This window comes from Ureibacillus sp. FSL K6-8385 (assembly GCF_038593155.1).
GTDB classification, from domain to species: Bacteria; Bacillota; Bacilli; order Bacillales_A; family Planococcaceae; genus Ureibacillus; species Ureibacillus terrenus.
In genome coordinates, this window is the sequence record NZ_CP151968.1 from 1785292 (window position 1) to 1799990 (window position 14699).

At 42.6% G+C, this 14699-nt stretch carries 15 protein-coding genes; 3 read left to right on the forward strand and 12 right to left on the reverse strand.

Features of this window, described 5'->3' with window-relative positions; translation table 11 throughout:
• Window positions 1-23: 23 nt before the first annotated feature.
• Both NST62_RS08705 and NST62_RS08710 read right to left on the reverse strand, forming a co-directional pair.
• A complete protein-coding gene (locus NST62_RS08705) occupies window positions 24-1331 on the reverse strand; it encodes a DRTGG domain-containing protein (RefSeq protein WP_141602365.1) in 1308 nt (435 codons plus the stop codon).
• Between the two features lie 169 nt (window positions 1332-1500).
• Entirely contained in the window at window positions 1501-2181 is a 681-nt protein-coding gene (locus NST62_RS08710; RefSeq protein WP_141602364.1) for a metal-dependent hydrolase, read from the reverse strand.
• Between the two features lie 135 nt (window positions 2182-2316).
• Between NST62_RS08710 and NST62_RS08715 the strand changes: the two genes are divergently transcribed.
• On the forward strand, window positions 2317-3411 hold the full coding sequence (locus NST62_RS08715) for a Xaa-Pro peptidase family protein (protein WP_328216366.1): 1095 nt from the start codon (window positions 2317-2319) through the stop codon (window positions 3409-3411).
• Between the two features lie 36 nt (window positions 3412-3447).
• On the opposite strand, the gene NST62_RS08720 is transcribed toward NST62_RS08715, so the two are convergent.
• The 4 genes from NST62_RS08720 to ald form a co-directional block, all read right to left on the reverse strand.
• Window positions 3448-4161: an ABC transporter ATP-binding protein gene (locus NST62_RS08720; RefSeq protein ID WP_342462819.1), complete on the reverse strand. Its 714-nt coding sequence runs from the start codon at window positions 4159-4161 to the stop codon at window positions 3448-3450.
• Entirely contained in the window at window positions 4154-4927 is a 774-nt protein-coding gene (locus tag NST62_RS08725) for an ABC transporter ATP-binding protein (RefSeq protein ID WP_328219937.1), read from the reverse strand. Before NST62_RS08725 ends, NST62_RS08720 begins: the two co-directional genes overlap by 8 nt.
• Complete coding sequence (locus NST62_RS08730) at window positions 4917-5513, reverse strand: branched-chain amino acid ABC transporter permease (RefSeq protein WP_328216369.1); 597 nt, start codon at window positions 5511-5513, stop codon at window positions 4917-4919. The genes NST62_RS08725 and NST62_RS08730 overlap by 11 nt, the downstream gene beginning before the upstream one ends.
• A 281-nt stretch (window positions 5514-5794) precedes the next feature.
• Window positions 5795-6916 (reverse strand): alanine dehydrogenase, encoded by a 1122-nt coding sequence (ald, locus tag NST62_RS08735; RefSeq protein ID WP_141602359.1) that lies wholly within the window; start codon window positions 6914-6916, stop codon window positions 5795-5797.
• 272 nt (window positions 6917-7188) lie between these two features.
• On the opposite strand from ald, the gene NST62_RS08740 reads away from it, so the two are divergent.
• Window positions 7189-7641 (forward strand): universal stress protein, encoded by a 453-nt coding sequence (locus tag NST62_RS08740; RefSeq protein WP_141602854.1) that lies wholly within the window; start codon window positions 7189-7191, stop codon window positions 7639-7641.
• A gap of 260 nt (window positions 7642-7901) precedes the next feature.
• Window positions 7902-8873 (forward strand): acyltransferase family protein, encoded by a 972-nt coding sequence (locus NST62_RS08745; protein ID WP_141602853.1) that lies wholly within the window; start codon window positions 7902-7904, stop codon window positions 8871-8873.
• A 103-nt stretch (window positions 8874-8976) separates the two neighbouring features.
• On the opposite strand, the gene NST62_RS08750 is transcribed toward NST62_RS08745, so the two are convergent.
• The 6 genes from NST62_RS08750 to NST62_RS08775 form a co-directional block, all read right to left on the reverse strand.
• Window positions 8977-9903 carry a class I SAM-dependent methyltransferase gene (locus tag NST62_RS08750; RefSeq protein ID WP_141602852.1) on the reverse strand — a complete coding sequence of 309 codons (927 nt, stop codon included), beginning with the start codon at window positions 9901-9903 and terminating at the stop codon, window positions 8977-8979.
• Between the two features lie 155 nt (window positions 9904-10058).
• On the reverse strand, window positions 10059-10562 hold the full coding sequence (tpx, locus tag NST62_RS08755) for a thiol peroxidase (protein ID WP_141602851.1): 504 nt from the start codon (window positions 10560-10562) through the stop codon (window positions 10059-10061).
• 121 nt (window positions 10563-10683) lie between these two features.
• Window positions 10684-11511, reverse strand: a complete 828-nt coding sequence (locus tag NST62_RS08760; protein WP_246045879.1) for an RDD family protein — start codon at window positions 11509-11511, stop codon at window positions 10684-10686.
• Between the two features lie 13 nt (window positions 11512-11524).
• Window positions 11525-12529, reverse strand: coding sequence for a signal peptide peptidase SppA (gene sppA / locus NST62_RS08765; protein ID WP_141602850.1), 1005 nt, complete (start codon window positions 12527-12529; stop codon window positions 11525-11527).
• 173 nt (window positions 12530-12702) lie between these two features.
• The gene (locus NST62_RS08770; RefSeq protein ID WP_141602849.1) at window positions 12703-14289 is read right to left on the reverse strand and encodes an acyl--CoA ligase; all 1587 of its coding nucleotides are present in this window, start codon (window positions 14287-14289) and stop codon (window positions 12703-12705) included.
• Window positions 14290-14459: 170 nt separating this feature from the next.
• Entirely contained in the window at window positions 14460-14669 is a 210-nt protein-coding gene (locus tag NST62_RS08775) for an alpha/beta-type small acid-soluble spore protein (protein ID WP_141602848.1), read from the reverse strand.
• Window positions 14670-14699: the final 30 nt, after the last annotated feature.

Here is a 14699-nt window from a genome sequence, read left to right on the forward strand (position 1 = left end):
TCTCTTTGGACAACTTTTTTGCATTACCGGTCAAGCAGCTGGAAGGTGGCCATCGCTTTTCCGACAAGCATGTCTTCGAGAAATACATCAAAATCCATTTTCACGAATTTTCTACTCATATCCAGGATATGCGGCACCACTTTCAGCACGCTGTCCATTTGGATTGGCTTGATATAATAGGTTGAAATATTCTCCAGTACGGCATCTCCACGTTTCCTTCTTTTTAATGCAATTAACCCGACCTCCGTAAGCAGAGTGGTGAAAGCGCCGTAAGAAACTGCCCCATATTGGTTTGTCATTTGCGGCGTCACCGTAAATTCGACTACGACATCTTCGGTGCCGAGCACTTTCATTTCACTTTTCACAATGTCATCAATCGTTTCGCCATGTTGAGGCTGATGCTGGGATGTCTGCAGCGCCTTTAATACGTCCTGGCGGCTGATGACCCCCTGCAAGTAGCCGTCATCATTGACGACAGGAAGCAGATCAATCCCTTCCCAAACCATCCGGTGCCCTGCCGAAGCGACGCTTGTCTTCATTGAAACGGAAATCGGGTGTTTTGTCATGACTTTATCAATCAGCTCTTTTTCGTCTTTCCCGATCACGTCTTTTGCCGTCACGATTCCGACCAATTTATTGTTCTTTGAAACAACCGGGAAAGCGCCGTGGTTTGTGTGCGCATTTAAAGCGTGAAAATCTGCCACCGTCTGCCCGCTTCTAAGTTTTGCCGTCTCCTCCAAAGGTACATAAATATCTTCAATCAATAAAATATCTTTTTTAATTAGCTGGTCATAGATGGCACGGTTAATCATCGTCGCAACGGTAAATGTATCATAGCTGGATGAAATAATCGGAAGCTCCAATTCATCCGCAAGCTTTTTATTTTCTTCCGTTGTATCAAAACCGCCCGTAATCAATACGGCCGCGCCCGCTTTTAAAGCGTTGGTGTGCGCTTTAAAACGGTTGCCGACAATGAGGAGGCTTCCCGGATCCGTATAGCGCATCATATCTTCCAGCTGCATCGCGCCGATGACAAATTTATTTAAAGTTTTATGTAACCCCGCTTTTCCACCGAGCACTTGCCCATCTACGATATTGACGATTTCCGCAAAAGTCAGCCGCTCAATATTTTCCTTCTTTTTCTTTTCAATCCGAATCGTTCCCACCCGTTCAATGGAACTTACCAGACTGCGATTTTCGGCTTCTTTGATGGCACGGTAAGCCGTCCCTTCGCTTACCTGCATTTCTTTCGCGATTTGCCGGACCGATATTTTTTCGCCAATAGGTAGTGACTCGATATATTGCAAGATCTTCTCATGTTTCGTTGACATCGATATCACCTATTTTCATCGTACTTTCTCCTCCAATAGTGTAACACATTTCAAGTATGTATTGAAAAAAATAAGAAAGCGGGCATGGTATTTTTCAATGAAATGCCTTCTTCCATAACCCGCTTTCCAATTTTAATCTTTTTGATGAGCCTGTTTCACATATAACGAATTAAGGCAATTCGACTTTTTGGCCCGGCTCTAATATTTGCACTTTGCTATTTTTCACTAATTTTGCAAACTCGTTAGGATCTTGCTTGATTAATGGGAAAGTATTGTAGTGAATCGGCACAACCGTTTTCGGTCTCAATAATTCGACCGCATATGCCGCATCTTCAGGCCCCATCGTGAAATTATCGCCGATAGGCAAGAAAGCGACATCAATATTATTGCGGTCGCCAATCAATTTCATATCGCCAAACAGCGCAGTATCGCCGGCGTGGTAAATTGTCAGCCCTTCCGCAAAGAATAAAATGCCTCCAGGATTTCCTGCATTCACGACTTCCGTTTCGGTTTCATATGTGGAACCGTGGAAAGCGAGGGTATATTTCACTTTACCGAACGGGAACTGGTACGCGCCGCCAACGCCCATCGGATGCGCGTTTACCCCCTGTTTTTGCAAATAAACGGCCAATTCATTCAATGCCACTACTTGTGAATTATTTGCTTTTGCAAGGGCAATCGTGTCTCCCACATGGTCGTTATGTCCATGAGTCAACAAAATGACATCCGGTTTTTCTTCTTCCGCTTTTAAATCAGTTAATGGGTTTCCCGTAATGAAAGGGTCAATTAAAATTGTTGTACCATTTGTTTTAATTTTCACGACGGCATGTCCATGGTAAGAGATTTCCATTCTATTAATTCCCCCTTTATATAATTAAAATCCACTTGAATATTTCTACAAATCCTTAAATTTTCCTTCTTTTTGCTATACTATTACTGTATGATTTCAAATGATGCCGGAAAATCCAACATTGGAGGAAATTTCATGGACAAACGTATCAAAAAAATCCAATCTTATTTAAAGGAAAACCGCATTGATCTTGCTTTTGTAACAACCCCGGACAATATCTTTTATTTTTCGGGCTTTCGGAGCAATCCGCATGAAAGGTTATTGGGATTGGTCATTTTCCAAGATATCGACCCTTTCATGATTTGTCCGAAAATGGAAGTTTCGGATGCAAAGGCCTCCGGTTGGCCATTTGATGTGATTGGCCATAGCGACACGGATCAGCCTTGGGAACTATTAGCAAATGAAATTCAATCCCGCGCAAAAGAAATTTCGGCATTCGCCATCGAAAAAGGACATTTAACCGTCGAGAGATATGAGGCCCTTCAATCCCGTTTTCCCCATGTCCGGTTTGTTTCAATTGATGAACAAATCAATCGGCTTCGAGTAATTAAAAATGAGGTTGAAATTGAAAAATTGAAAAAAGCGGCCGAACTTGCCGATTTTGCCATCGAAGTCGGTGTCAACGCGGTAAAAAAAGGCATTACGGAACTGGAAATCGTGCACATCATCGAAAATGCCATCAAAGAGAAAGGCTGCTCCATGTCATTTGAAACGACGGTATTATCAGGTCCGAAAGCGGCTTCACCCCATGGCACTCCCGGAAACCGGAAAATTCAAAAAGGCGATTTTGTGCTGTTTGATTTAGGAGTGGTTTATGAAGGATACTGTTCCGATATTACGCGCACGGTCGCTTTTGGAGAGATTACAGAAGAACAACGGAAAATATACGAAACTGTAAAACGTTCAAACGAAGAAACCATCAAAGCCGTAAAGCCCGGCGTCCGCTGCATGGATTTAGATAAAATTTCCCGGGACATAATTACGGAAGCCGGATACGGCGAATACTACACCCATCGTTTAGGCCACGGACTCGGCATTTCGGTTCATGAATTTCCATCCGTTGCAGGAACGAATGAATTGCCGCTCAAACCGGGGATGGTGTTTACGATCGAGCCCGGCATTTATAAAGCGGATACAGCTGGCGTCCGCATAGAAGACGACGTTGTTGTAACAGAAGATGGGGTTGAAGTATTGACAAAATATCCAAAAGAACTGATCATCGTCCGCTAAATTAAAAGAGCTTCCCAGGCAGGAAGCTCTTTTGCATTAAACTGCGGCAGATTTTTTCCCCAGATACGCTTCGACAATCCGTTCATCTTTCAATAATTCTTCCGCCGTTCCCTCCGCAATAATCTTTCCGGTTTCCATGACATAACCATAATCCGCAATTTTCAAAGCTTGTTTTGCGTTTTGTTCCACCAGCAGCACGGTCGTTCCTTCTTCTTTGATGTCCTTGATGATTTTATAGATTTCGGCAACGATGATCGGCGCCAGGCCCATAGACGGTTCATCCAGCAATAGCAGCTTTGGTTTTGAAAGCAACGCACGGGCAATCGCAAGCATTTGCTGTCCTCCCGAAAGGGTTCCGGCCAATTGATTTTGGCGTTCCTCCAATATCGGAAAGCGCCTCATCACATTTTGGATATCATTTTTCACTCTGCTGTCCTTTCGGTGATATGCCCCCATTTCGAGATTTTCCAGAACCGTCATGCCCGCAAGAATCGCGCGACCTTCCGGAACAAGGGAAATCCCTTTCCTTAATAGTTGATGCGGACGCAATCCTGTCACATCTTCCCCCAAAAATTCAACGGTTCCTTGTTTCGGTTTTACTAATCCTGCAATCGTCCGCATCGTCGTCGATTTTCCGGCCCCATTGGCTCCGAGAAGCGCCACGATCTGCCCTTTTTCCACTTGCAAATGAATCCCTTTTAATGCCTGGATTTGTCCATAATATGTTTCGATGTTTGTCAACTTAAGCAATCGTCTCTTCCTCCTCTTTGCCGAGGTAGGCCTCAATCACTGCCGGATCGTTTTGAATTTCTTCCGGCGTTCCTTCGGCCAGCTTCTCCCCAAAGTTCAATACCGCAATCCGGTCGCACAACCTCATCACAAGGGACATATCATACTCGATGATTAGAATTGTAACGCCCATCGATTGGATCTTTTTGATCAATTCATACAAGTTTTCCGTCTCGGTTTCATTCATGCCTGCTGCCGGTTCATCAAGCAGCAAAAGCGTGGGACTGGCCGCTAATGCCCTCGCAATTTCCAATCTTCTTTGCTGGCCATAGGACAAATTTTCGGCAAACAGTTTTTCCATCTGCCCCAATCCAACCAGCTCCAACAATTCTTTCGCTCTTTCCATTAGGCGTTTCTCCTCATGTTTTTGCGATTTCATCCGGAAAACGCTCTTGAACACTCCGGATGAAAGCCTCGAATGCCCTCCGACCATTACATTCTGCAAAACCGTCATTTGCGGGAACAGGCGAATATTCTGATATGTCCTGCAAATCCCTCTTTCGGTGATTTTATATGGTTTTAAGCCGGTAATGTTTTCTCCTTTGAAATATACTTCTCCGCTGGTCGGTTCAACAAAATTGGTAATGCAATTGAACATTGTCGTTTTTCCGGCTCCATTCGGTCCGATCAATCCGTATACCTCGCCCTGCCGAATGGAAAAGGATATATCTTTGAGGGCCGTGATTCCTCCGTATCTTTTCGTAATATTCCTTACTTCAAGGACCATTCGCCGCTCCCCCTTCTGATGCGTTTTTTCCTTTCATTCGATAATACAACTGAAGGTCTAAAATCCCTTGAGGGCGGACCGCCATTAAAATGACCAGCATTATGCCGTAGAAAATATAACGATAATCGCTTAGGAAGCGCAGAGCCTCAGGAAGTAAAGTCAGAATGGTTGCCCCAAAGACGGAACCGATGACCACTTCGCTCCCTCCAAAAACGGTAAAGATTAAAATTTCCACTGCCCGGTGGTACGAAAAATCAGAGGGGGAAATATAGCCGACGGTATGCGCATATAGCGCCCCGGCAAGACCGGCTATGAAAGCTCCCTGGGCAAATGCCAGCACTTTATAATAAGTAAGATTGATTCCCATGGATTCCGCAGCTTTTTCATCCATCCGGATCGAAGAGAAAGCCCGTCCGATTCTTGAGTTTTGCTGACGAATCACAAACCATAAAATAATCAGCACGATAAGCGTCAACATCGCCGCAAGGGATAAATAAACAAATTGGTTATTTCTTAATCCGAAATCACCCGGTTCAATTCCCAATCCTTTTGCCAGATTCAACAACTCTCTTCCTAATTGCTGCATGGATGACGCCGTCTCCCGTTTCCTCCGTATTCGCAGACGTATCTTTTTCCCCGTCTCCGCATGCTGTTAAAAGAAGCAAGATCATCGCTGCAAATACAGTGAATAAAATGCGCTGGTACTTTTTCATCATGCTCCCCCTTAAACACCTTTCTATTAATTTGTTGTTTTTAAGTATAAAAATCTCTAATTTTCATTCTATTAATCGAATTTTAAAAATATTACAAAAAATAAACAAAATAAAAAAACTACTTGGAAACCAATTTTCCAAGTAGTAGATATTCTCATGGAAGCAGCAAAGTATCAACGGCAACATATTCCCGTTGTTGGGAATCCGCGACGGCTTTGTAGACAACATGTCCATTTAGCGTATTGAGCCCTTTTTTCAAAGCCTCATTTTCTAAACAAGCCTTTTTGAATCCCTTATTGGCTATCTGCAGCGCATATGGAACTGTCACGTTCGTCAACGCAATGGTCGATGTTCTCGGCACAGCGCCCGGGATATTCGGCACCGCATAGTGCAGAACTCCATGTTTTTCAAAAATCGGCTTATCATGGGATGTCGGATTGTTTGCGGTAATTTCGGTGCTTCCCCCCTGATCGATGGCAATATCCACAATGACGGAGCCCGGCTTCATCTGTTTTACCATCTCTTCCGTCACCAATTTTGGAGCCCTTGCACCCGGAATCAGCACCGAACTGATGACCAGATCCGAATGTTTCACAGATTCGGCGATATTATATGGATTCGACATCAAGGTTTGAATGGAGGAGCCGAAAATATCCTCCAATTGACGCAAACGGTCCGGATTGACATCAATGATTGTCACATCCGCCCCCATTCCGATTGCAACCCGTGCGGCGCTGGTTCCGGCCACTCCACCGCCGATGATGGTCACTTTTCCCCTTGGAACACCGGATACGCCGCCCAATAAAATTCCGTTGCCTCCGTTCAGCTTTTCTAAAAAATGGGCCCCGATTTGCACGCTCATTTTTCCCGCCACTTCGCTCATCGGCGTCAGCAATGGCAATGAACCGTTCGGCAATTGGACTGTTTCATAAGCAATTCCGGTCACTTTTTTGTCCAAAAGCGCCTGCGTCAATTCGAATTCAGGGGCCAAATGCAGATAAGTAAACAGGATTTGCCCCTCATAAAAATACTGATACTCGCTTTTTATGGGCTCCTTTACTTTTAAGATGAGCTCCTGGGACCACGCTTCTTCCGCAGATTGTACAATTTTTGCACCCGCTGCAATATAATCCTCGTCGGTAAATGAAGATCCAAGTCCCGCTCCCGTTTCAATGTACACTTCATGTCCTGCGCTTGTTAAAGTAACCACCCCTGCAGGTGTCATGGCTACCCGATTTTCATTGTTTTTTATTTCTTTTGGTATTCCAATTTTCACAGAAATCTCCCATCCTTTGCTAGAATATTCAAAAAGAAGAATTGCTTTTATCCCTATTCTAACAATTGTGAAATTAAAATTAAAACGATAAAAATCGCCCCGAAGAAAATCCATCATACCCCCCAAGGGGTTTTGAAAAATTTAATTTTTCGACAAATATTCTGTCGGAATTTAGAAAAAACTATGAATTTTTTACGTATTTTTTTCCGATTTTCATTCCCACTTTCTGATAATTTGATATAATAAACATATAGATAAAGGAGGTTGCTGGTATGGTAAACTACAAAAATATTGTCATTGCTGTTGATGGTTCGAAAGAAGCAGAATATGCCTTTAAAAAAGCGATTGATATTGCTAAACAAAGTGGCGAAGATGCGAAATTGCACCTGGTGAATGTAATTGACACTCGTTCTTTCGCAGCAATCGAGGCATATGACCGTTCAATCGCAGAAAAAGCCCAAGCATTCTCTGAAGAATTGCTTGAAGGATATAAAAAACAAGCCGAAGAAGCTGGCGTTAAAAATGTAAACGTAATCATAGAATATGGTTCTCCAAAAACAATCATTACTAAGGAATTATCCAAACTTGTTGATGCCGATTTAATCGTCTGCGGTGCGACAGGTCTGAATGCAGTGGAACGCTTCCTCATCGGTTCCGTATCTGAAGCGATTGTCCGTTCTGCAAAATGCGACGTGCTTGTTGTCCGCACTCCTATTAAAGAATAATTTATCCGGTTTCAAAGGCTGCCTGGATGGTGTTCCAGGCAGCCTTTATTTTTTTGCCAGCCCGGTTTCATCCTTGGAGAAATGTCAGGGTTTTGACGAATTCCGCCGCCATTTCCGATAGATTAATTTATCAAAGTATGCTAAAACTATTATTGTCCATGTCTGATTCTTTAATTTTTCTTTTTTCTATTTTTCTCATTAAAAATAATATTTTTTGCAACAACTTTTGGAATTTATCACATTAGAAAGAATGATCCAATTTGAATCGAATCGCTTACTTTGACAATGCGAGAGCCTTATTGATCTTTTTTGTAGTATTTGGCCATATGATCAGCGAATACATCGAACAGGAAGAATGGATCGCTGATTTTTATTTGGCTATTTATACTTTTCATATGCCGGCCTTTATTTTGATTTCCGGCTATTTTGCCAAGAAAGTTTATGAACCGGGGTATTTCAAAAAACTAGTAAGCAAACTCTTTATACCTTATGTCGTTTTTCAAGTTTTTTATACTTTGTATTATGATCTGGTTTTTGGCGACGACATCAGCTATAGTCTGTTCATCCCGAGATGGGGGCTTTGGTTTCTTCTAAGCTTGATTTTTTGGAATGTTCTATTGTACTTTGTCGGCAAACTGAAATATGCCCTTCCCCTTGCCGTCGCCTTTTCGCTTTTCATCGGCTATGACGCGGAAGTGGATGAGTTTTTAACTTTATCCCGCACTTTTTACTTTTTTCCGTTTTTCCTTGCGGGCTATTATTTAAAAGAACAGCATTTTAACCGGCTCAAATCCCGAAAGCATATAGTCGCCGGCATCATCCTTGCCGTCGCCGGCTTTGCGCTGATTGCCTTGTATATGCCCCTTGATTACCGATTCTGGCTATTGGGAAAAAGGCCTTATGAAGAAATTACGGATGATATCGAATACTCGGCTCTGATGAGATTGAGTGCGTATGCCATTCAGTTTATGGCCACTTATCTCTTTTTCACCCTGGTGCCAAAAAAACATGGCTTTCTTACATCCATCGGACAATCGACACTGGTCATCTATTTGCTGCACATGGCCATAGTCCGGATTTTTCAGGAACATTCCATCAAAAATTATATCATCGAAACAAACCAATACTGGATTTTGTTAATAATGAGCTTCCTCATCGTCTATTTGCTGTCGCGAAAACCGGTCATTCAAATCTTTAACTTGCTGATTTTAAAAAATGCCAAAAAATCTTAATTTCCAATATAAAAAGGGTGCACCATTTAAAATGGCGCATCCTTTTTGATTGTCGGCGAAGCCAAGATGCTTCAAGACCATTTTGGCATATAAAATCCTGCGGCTACTTCTGCTCTTTCCACATTTTGATCTTTTCAAAGAACAAGGACATCGCATGTCTGTTGGACATATTTGGAACTTTTGCAAGCAGCACTTCTTTCGGAGGACGCATTTTTTCGCTTTTCTTCTGCAAAATAAAAACGCTTTTTTCATGTTGTTTCGATTTGAACATGTTCTCCGGCAGCTGCATCACTGCCAATATCCATGCGTGCTTTTTCAAAAATGCATGCAGCGCCTCTGCCTGATCCGACTCGAACAGGGTGGCAGGAATCAAAAATATTAGGTAACCGCCCTCTTTTGTATATTTTAACGACTGCTCAATGTATAAATGGTGGGCATAACTCATCCCGTCTTTCGCATGCAGTTCATAGCCTTTTGCCACTTCCTCGTTAGGGTAATACCCGACCGGCAAATCACAAACGACAAGATCGACCGGTTCGACAAAAAGCGGCCTCAAGGCATCCTGATGGTATAAATCAATCGGCTGTTCAATCAGCTCAGCCGTTTCCCGCGCCAACTGGATCAGCAAATCATCGATTTCAATACCCGTTGCCGACACTTTGCCGTCCAATTGATTCATAATGGTAAACAGTAAATTCCCTGTCCCCATGGCCGGGTCCAGAATGGATATCATGCCCTTTTCCAATTTATCTTCCAAAAGCTGTTCAACAAGATACGCAATGAACAGCCCCAACGAATCCGGCGTCATTTGATGGTGCGGCTGCGAAGACAGGCGCATGCCTTTTAATATCGCAAGCTGTATGGCTTTCCGCATTTCTTCTTTTGTGGCCGATCCGACCGGCAAGGAATCCTTTCCATCCAAAATTCCGGAAAGCGTCGCCAATACCCCGTCCAAATATGTTGAATCCGATTGTTCATGTTTCTCCGCGCTTTTATCAATAAAATTAAAGATTTGTTCGATTTTTTCCATGTTGTTCTTCCTTTCAACACTCGCCATTGGGTTACGATATGCAAAATTACGGAAAAATGGCTGTAGACAAAGCCGATACGGACTTTGTCTACAGGTAAAACACAATATAATAATAACCGAAAAATGCGATAAAAGATATGTCGCGGCCACATCTTTTATAAGAGTTCTTTTACCGCCGCGATTGCCGCTTCATAATTTGGATGGTTAGTCACTTCAGGAACATATTCCACATAACGCACAACGCCTTCACGGTCAACAACAAACACCGCACGTGCCAAAAGACGCAATTCTTCAATGACAACACCATAAGCTTTTCCGAAAGATAAATCCTTATGGTCTGACACTGTCACTACCCGATCAATGCCGGCCGCTCCGCACCAACGTTTTTGTGCAAATGGCAAGTCCACGGATACCGTGTAGACAATGACATCATCACCCAATTTTGCGGCTTCTTCATTAAATCGGCGGGTTTCCGCGTCGCACACTCCTGTATCAAGGGAAGGTACAGTTGCAAATAAACGGATTTTTCCCTCTGAATCTTTTAATGTAACCGGAGTTAAATCATTGGCGAGCACAGTAAAATCCGGAGCCTGATCTCCAACCTTCACTTCATTTCCAAGCAAAGTAACGGGTTTATTCTTAAATGTTACTTGAGCCACTAGAACATTCCTCCTTATTTTCTACTTATTTCATATTACTAAACAACATTTTGCCAATGCAAATAACTTACTCAAAAACAAAAAACCATCCAGCACCGAATGGGTACTGAATGGTTAAACTTCAGGCTGTTTGCTCATTTGAAGAATTTGTCTCAATGATTTTTTCTTTAATCACTTTCTTTTCATTTTTTACATATACATTTTCCTGCACCACAATCGTATCGGCAAAATAGTCTTGCAATCCCTGGTTTTTCGGTGTGAAAGCCACGGCGAGATAAGATATCCAAACGGTATTATTGATGAAACGCGACACCAATTCCCGAAATAAAACCGTTGTCCACGAAAGTTTTTCTTCTTTCAGCGATTTTACTTTAATGCCGAAAATCATTTTGCCGATCGTTTGCTGCCAGTATTTTGTCATGATGACAAAATACGCATAATAAATAATGCCTGAAATGATGGTAAATGGCGAGTACCATAGAGAACCGCCCACATCCCAGCCAAACAAGTAGAAGATTGGCTTCACCAAAATGCCGACAACCGCACTCACAACCAGTCCATCAATGATAAATGCCCAAAAACGGATCCAGAACCCTGCAGTTTTTTCTTCATATTCTTCCACGATTTCCGTTTCTCTCACGATTTTAGGTTCCGGTGTCCCTTCTTTCTGTTCTTCGGTTGAAGATTCATTGCGGCTTTGCGTTTGCGGATTTTCTTCTAATAAACCGGTTTCTGTCACATTTTGCGCGTTGGATTCGCTTTTTTCCGGTTCTTTATGCCCTTCCTCCGCTTGCTTGGATTGTTCCGTATATGTTAGCTCTTTTCTTGTTCCATCATTTTGCTCCTGGATGTTCATGGCGTTTTCGGCCGATTGTTCATGAATCGGCGCGTTTCCGTCCGTCTCATGGGCAGAATTTTTCCGGTCATTGTCTGAATGATAACCTGTCATATTTCAGCCCCCCTTAATTTTGGCCATATAAATACATCAATCGTGGTGCATCATATGAATTCATTAATTTGATCAACAGGCGTTCTTCCATTGAAGGGCCAAAGATGGTGCCTAATTTCATTGCGAATAACGAGCTTAAAGTTCCAAAACTTGACTCATATTCGAACAATGTCGCATCTTCCAGGCCATGGTCTTTTCTTAATGCCTGAATTGTTTCCTCCAGAGTTCCGATTTCATCAACCAACCCGGCTCTCAGTGCCTGATTGCCGCTTAAGATTCGCCCGTCCGCCACTCGTTTCACTTCGGATTCAGACATGCCTCTTCCCTGCTTCACCACATCTACAAACGCTTCATACGATTCATTGATCATTTCTTGCATCATCGCTTTTTCTTCATCCGTCGAAGGACGTGTGCCGTTGAACATGTCTTTATGCGGTCCGGATTTGATGGTTTCAAACTCGATTCCTAAATTTTTCGCAAGTTCATAGTAATTATAACTTTGTATAATGACGCCGATTGAGCCTGTCACTGTATCACGATGGGCAAAAATTTTGTCGGCGGGCGCAGAAATGTAATATCCGCCGGATGTCGCCATCGATTGCATGGAAACATAAATCGGTATCTTTTTCTCTTCTTTGATCTTCATTAATTTTTGATAAATCTCATCAGATTCCATGACCCCTCCTCCTGGAGAGTTGACAGATAATACTACGCCTTTTACTGTATCATCTTCCAAAATTTGGTCCAATGTTGCCAAAAATCTTTGATGGTCATATTCAAGGGCTGCCCAAGGGGAACTTGAACCGACATCTTGAATCACCCCGTCCACACTAAGCAAAGCGATCCGCTCATCAAACGACCCCGGTTCGACAATCGCCTCGGTCAGCTCCGGTTTACTGAAAGATTCAAATTGACTAAAAAAATCGCTTGTAAAAATGGTTGTCACTATGTTTACCCCGATTGAAACCACCATTAAAAAAACCGCTATACTCAGCGCTATCCATCTTTTTGTATTCATCTTCCAACCTCCTCCATTTTTTCTATACGTTTTTCAAAGCCAATTGTTTCAAAAATTTAAAAAAATTTTCTTTACTAGTATAAGATTACATGAAAAAAAGACATTCAGAAAGGTTTATTTCTTTCCGAATGTCTTCATTATTTTATTCTTTCATTTCATTCTGTATGAATGCATTACTTCATTGCATGCTTTTGCCATTCTTTTTGGCGAAGTTCCACCCGGCGGATTTTTCCGGAAGTCGTTTTTGGCAGCTCATCAATAAATTCAATCGCCCTAGGGTATTTATATGGAGCCGTAATCTTTTTCACATGTTCCTGCAATTCCTGCACAAGAGTAGGGCTGTCTTTTAAAGACGGATCTTTCAATACGACGAAAGCCTTTACAATGCTTCCGCGAATTTCATCCGGACTTGCCACTACCGCACATTCTTTGACGGCAGGATGTTTCACAAGGGCATCTTCCACTTCAAAAGGCCCAATCGTATAGCCGGACGAAATGATGATGTCGTCTCCGCGGCCCTGGAACCAGAAATACCCTTCTTCATCTTTGTACGCACGGTCGCCGGTTAAATACCAGTCCCCCCGGAATTGCTGCTGTGTGCGCTCAGGGTCATTCAAGTAACCTTTGAACAATGCCGGTGTGGAAATATGCACGGCAATATCGCCGACTTCTCCCGGCTTTGCAGGTTCTCCGTCTTCATTAATCACCTCTACGATATTTCCTGGCGTCGGTTTGCCCATGGAACCCGGTTTTGGTTTCATGCCGATCATTGTTCCGACAAGCAATGTATTTTCAGTTTGTCCATATCCGTCGCGCACCTGGATGTCAAACACATCCAAGAATTTGTTGATAACTTCGCTGTTTAACGGCTCTCCGGCGGAAACGGCGCTTCTCAAATTGGATAAATCAAATGATTCCAAGCCGTCCACTTTCGCCATCAAGCGGTATTCTGTCGGCGTGCAGCATAAAACATTGATTTTATAATCCTGCAGCAATTGCAAGTACGTTTTTGGTTCGAAACGTCCTGTATGCACAAATGCCGTTGCTCCGCTGCCCAAAATCGCCAGGAACGGGCTCCAAATCCATTTTTGCCACCCCGGTGCAGCTGTTGCCCATGCCAGATCCCCTTCTTTGACACCGAGCCAATGTTCAGCTGCTGTGCGCAAATGTGCATAACCCCAACTATGGGTATGGATTACACCTTTCGGATTACCTGTTGTTCCGCTTGTATAGGATAAGAAGGCAATGTCAGAGCTCTTTGTTCGCTCTCCATCGAATTCCTCCGGCAGACTTTCAAGTTCTTTTTCAATTTGAATCCAAGGCTCTTGCGCTTCCCCGTAAACAAACAATTTTAATCCATCCAGAGATTTCACTTCATCAAATTGGGAAATTTCATTTGAAAACGCAACAATCCCTTTTGCCCCTGAATGCTGGATTCGGTAGTCAATGTCCTTCGCCCGCAACATTTCGGAGCTTGGAATAATCGTCAGTCCTGCTTTTAATGCGCCAATATATGTAGCATAAGCTTTAGCAGAACGCGGAACCATCACTAAAATGACATCGCCTTTTTCCAATCCATAATTTCTGAACAGATTTGCGACTTTGTTTGCTCTCTTAAGCAATTCGACAAAAGTGATCTTTTCTGTGGAACCGTTTTCGTGATGCAGCAATAAAGCGACTTTGTTTTCGTCGGTTGCCCATTTTTCGAATTCTTCGACAATATTATAAATTTCTGGTGCAAGTAAATCTTCCCGCTTCAAGCAAATTCCCCCTCAAATATTATTCTAATTATAATTATATATAAAAAAAATAGCAAAATATTCTTTTTAATAGAAAAAATTTTGTTCAAAATACATTTTTTTATAAGAAACAAAAAAATAATTCAGAGATAAAAAAAGCCGGCAGCATGCTGCTGCCAGCTTTATTTCCATTATTGTTGAGTTCCGCGTAATTGAGACTCTGCCATTTGCACAAGACGTTTAGTAATTTCTCCTCCGACTGACCCGTTTGCACGAGCAGAAGCTTCAGGTCCGAGTTGAACACCAAACTCTTGTGCAATTTCATATTTCATTTGATCTAATGCTGCGTTTGCACCAGGAACCAATAATTTGTTTCTGCCGCCTGTGTTGTTTGTAGCCATCTCTCTCACCTCCTTGTGCATTTAGAATGT